General features: G+C 70.0%; 4 protein-coding genes. 3 read left to right on the top strand and 1 reads right to left on the bottom strand.

The window, feature by feature from the left end; genetic code table 11:
* Window positions 1-36 precede the first annotated feature (36 nt).
* Complete coding sequence (locus tag ACNPM4_RS09265) at window positions 37-366, bottom strand: DHCW motif cupin fold protein (protein ID WP_448985476.1); 330 nt, start codon at window positions 364-366, stop codon at window positions 37-39.
* 121 nt (window positions 367-487) lie between these two features.
* On the opposite strand from ACNPM4_RS09265, the gene ACNPM4_RS09260 reads away from it, so the two are divergent.
* The 3 genes from ACNPM4_RS09260 to ACNPM4_RS09250 all read left to right on the top strand — a co-directional run.
* On the top strand, window positions 488-1,513 hold the full coding sequence (locus tag ACNPM4_RS09260) for an Lrp/AsnC family transcriptional regulator (RefSeq protein ID WP_029264229.1): 1,026 nt from the start codon (window positions 488-490) through the stop codon (window positions 1,511-1,513).
* Between the two features lie 115 nt (window positions 1,514-1,628).
* Window positions 1,629-3,119, top strand: coding sequence for an aldehyde dehydrogenase family protein (locus ACNPM4_RS09255; protein ID WP_448985475.1), 1,491 nt, complete (start codon window positions 1,629-1,631; stop codon window positions 3,117-3,119).
* On the top strand, window positions 3,116-3,625 hold a 510-nt coding region (locus ACNPM4_RS09250; protein WP_448985474.1), incomplete at its 3' end, for a gamma-glutamyl-gamma-aminobutyrate hydrolase family protein. The genes ACNPM4_RS09255 and ACNPM4_RS09250, both read left to right, overlap by 4 nt.

Genomic DNA, 3,625 nt, shown 5'->3' with positions numbered 1-3,625 from the left:
GTTCCCACATGGTCGGGATGGCGAGGACGCCGGACGTCAGTCGACGACGAACAGACGCGCGCCGGTCTCGGTGCTCGAGCGATGGGCTTCCATGTCCGTGCCGACCTGATAGCTCTCCCCGGCGTGCAGAGTGAAGGTCCGACCGTCTTCGAGCTCCGTCTCGAGGGTGCCCTCGACGACGAACAGCACGTGGCCGCGCGAGCACCAGTGGTCGGCGACGTAGCCCGGCGAGTATTCGACCATGCGGATGCGGGTGTCTCCGATCTGCCGTGATCGCCAGACCGCCTGCCCCGTGATTCCCGGGTGGATGGTGGGTTCGATCTCTGCCCAGGTGGTGGTGCTGAAGGCGTGTCCGGGAAGGTTCATCGGTTCAGTATGGGTCATCGGCGACGCTCCACCCTGCCGCGCCGAGGAGACCACCGACGCCTCAGCGCGACCCCGGACTGGGATAACCTTCCACCGAGTCCGTCCCGCTGAAGGAGAGCCCGTGCCCGCGAACGATGTGATGGCCGACGAGACCGATCGGATCGTCGCCGCGGCCCTGCAAGTGAACGGCCGTGCGTCGTGGGGAGAGATCGCCCGCGTGGTCGACCTGCCCGAGCGCACCGTCGCCCGTCGCGGTCAGCGGCTGCTCGATCGCGGACTGGTCCGCGTCTCCACCTACGTCGACCCCGCCCGCGTGCTGCACGCCCGCGCGGTGCTGTTCCGCATCACGACCGAGCCGCACGCGCTGTGGCATGTGGCGCGCACCCTTGCCCGCCGCGCGGACGCCTCGTCGGTCTCGGTGCTCGAGGGCAGCAGCGACATCGCCGGCATGCTGCTCCCCCACGACGACGCCTCCATCCGCGAGCTGCTGTTCACCGACTTCCCGGAGCTCGAGGGCATCGACTCGATCAACGTCACCACTGTCCTGAAGTTCTTCCGCTCGGGGCACGACTGGCGTGCGGGCGTACTGACCGACGAACAGGCCCGCATGCTCGACGAGTCGTCCGGCTCGGAGGTCGACCCCGCCGACTCCCTCAGCGACGACGAAGAGGCTCTGATCCGACTCCTCCTGAAGGACGGGCGGATGCCGGTGGCCCAGCTCTCCCGCGCCCTGGGCCTCAACGTCACGACGACTCGGCGACGCATGGAGTCGCTGAGCCGCCGCGGACTGATGCATCCGCGCACCGAGGTCGTGCCGAGCCTGTTCGGTCTGGGACTCGAGGCGCTCGTATGGCTTCGCGTGCCGATGGCTCGGCTCGAGAAGGTGGGCGCGGCCCTCGCCGCCGCCCCCGAGGTGAAGTTCATCGCGGCCACCACCGGCACCTCGCAGCTGCTCGCCAATGTGCTCGTGAAGGACGCCGACGAGTTCTACCGCTTCCTCACCGGCCCGGCAGTCGCAGGGCATGAGGGTCTCGAGGTCGTGGAGTCGCTCGTGGTGATCACCCCGGTGCTGCGCGGCTCGCTGATCGTCGACGAGGCGCCCGAGGCGCTGGCGAACGACATGCCTACCGGCGCCATCCGCCTATAGGCCGATTCTGTTACTGGCATGTAACGAAATGGCGAGATAGTTCTTAACGGCTTGACCTAGTGGCGAAATAGGGCGAGTATCCTCTCCAGGGCCAACACCCCTGGAGAGGACGATCGTGTTCACGGCTACGGGAGACGACTGGGCGGATCGCGCTGCGACGCTGCCCCTGCACACGCGCATGTTCATCGACGGCGCGTGGGAGGCGGGCTCTGCCGAGCCGCTGACTCCCGTGAGCCCGCGAGATGGTCGTGGGCTCCCGCCGATCACGGCCGCCTCCGCCGCCGACGTCGACCGGGCCGTCCGCTCGGCCCGCGCCGCGTTCGACTCCGGAGTCTGGTCGCGCATTGCACCCCGCGAGCGCGGACAGCTGCTCATCGCCTTCGCGCAGAAGATCCACGACAACGCCGAGGAGCTCGCCCTCACGATCTCGCTCGAGATGGGCAAGCCCATCCGCGAGGCCCTGCAGACCGAGCTGCGCGCGGTCGTGAACTGCTTCCGCTGGTACGGCGAGGCCGCCGACAAGGTGCTCGATGAGATGCCGGTCACCGCGCCGAACAGCCTCGCCCTGGTCACCCGCGAGCCGGCCGGAGTGGTCGCCGCCGTCGTGCCATGGAACTTCCCGCTGACGATGACCGCGTGGAAGCTCGCCCCCGCCCTCGCGGTCGGCAACAGCGTCGTGCTCAAGCCCGCCGAGCACACCACGTTCTCCGCGCTGCGCCTCGCCGAGCTCGCGGTCGAGGCCGGCATCCCCGCCGGCGTCCTCAACGTCACGCCCGGCACCGGCCAGGTCGCCGGCCGCGCACTCGGCGAACACCCCGACGTCGACGTGGTCACCTTCACCGGCTCGCCCGAGGTCGGCCGGAAGTTCCTCGGCTACTCGGCCGCCTCCAACGGCAAACGCGTCTGGCCCGAGCTCGGTGGCAAGACCGCGAGCCTGGTGCTGCCGGATGCCGACCTGGAACGGGCCGTGCGCGCCACCGCCGACGGCTGCTTCTACAACCAGGGGCAGATGTGCACGGCATCCTCCCGCCTGCTGGTGCCGCGGGCTCAGCGCGACCGCGCGCTGGAGATCGCGGCCGAGGTCGCGCGCACGAGCCTCCCCGCCGACCCGTTCGACGTCGCCACCTCGATGGGCGCGATCGTCAGCGAGCGGCAGCTCGCGGGCATCGCCGGATTCGTCGAGCGCGCCCAGGCCGAGGGCGGCGAACTCGCCGCCGGCAGTGCCGAGCGGTTCCGGGCCGTCGACGGCGGCAGCTACTTCGCCCCGGTCGTGCTCGGCGTCACCCCCGAACACGAGGTCGCCCAGCGCGAGGTCTTCGGTCCTGTGCTCTCCGTCATCGCGTACGACGACGTCGAAGACGCACTCGCGATCGCCAACGGCACCGAGTTCGGTCTGGCCGCCGCCCTCTGGAGCACCGACCTCAATGCCGTGCACACCCTGTCGCGACGCCTCCGCGCCGGAGTCGTCTGGGTCAACTGCTTCGAAGAGGGCGACATGACGATCCCCTTCGGCGGCGTCAAGGGATCGGGCTTCGGCCGCGACAAGAGCCTGCACGCCCTGGAGAAGTTCACCGATCTGAAGACCACCTGGATCGAGCTCTCGTGATCCGCCCGTTCATCGGCATCACCACCTGGCGCCGTTTCATCGACACCGACCTCGGCAGCGGTCGCCCCGCCCACAGCCTGGGCACGGAGTACGCGGCGCCCATCGAGGCCGCGGGTGGTGCCGTGGTGCTGCTGCCGCCGACCGCCGGTGTCGACGAGGTGCTCGATCGTCTCGACGGGCTGGTGCTCTCCGGCGGAGAAGACGTGCACCCCTCGCGCTACGGCGCCGCGCCGCAGGAGGGCAAGAACTACGACCCCTCGCGCGACGGCTACGAACTCGCGCTCGCCCGCGGAGCCCGTGAACGCGGTCTGCCGGTGCTGGCGATCTGCCGCGGCCTCCAGGTCAGCAACGTCGCCTTCGGAGGATCGCTGATCGTCGACATCCCGACGACCGCCGATCACCGGCCCGTGCGCGGCGCCGACCAGCAGCTCGCCGCCCGGCATCCGATCACGCTCGCCGAAGGCAGCCGCCTCGCAGCGCTCTACGGCACGCGGAATCGCGTCGTG

Source organism: Microbacterium umsixpiens, from assembly GCF_053543675.1.
The sequence above is the reverse complement of the archived record's forward strand: the minus strand, read 5'-3'. Positions and strand labels throughout refer to the sequence as shown.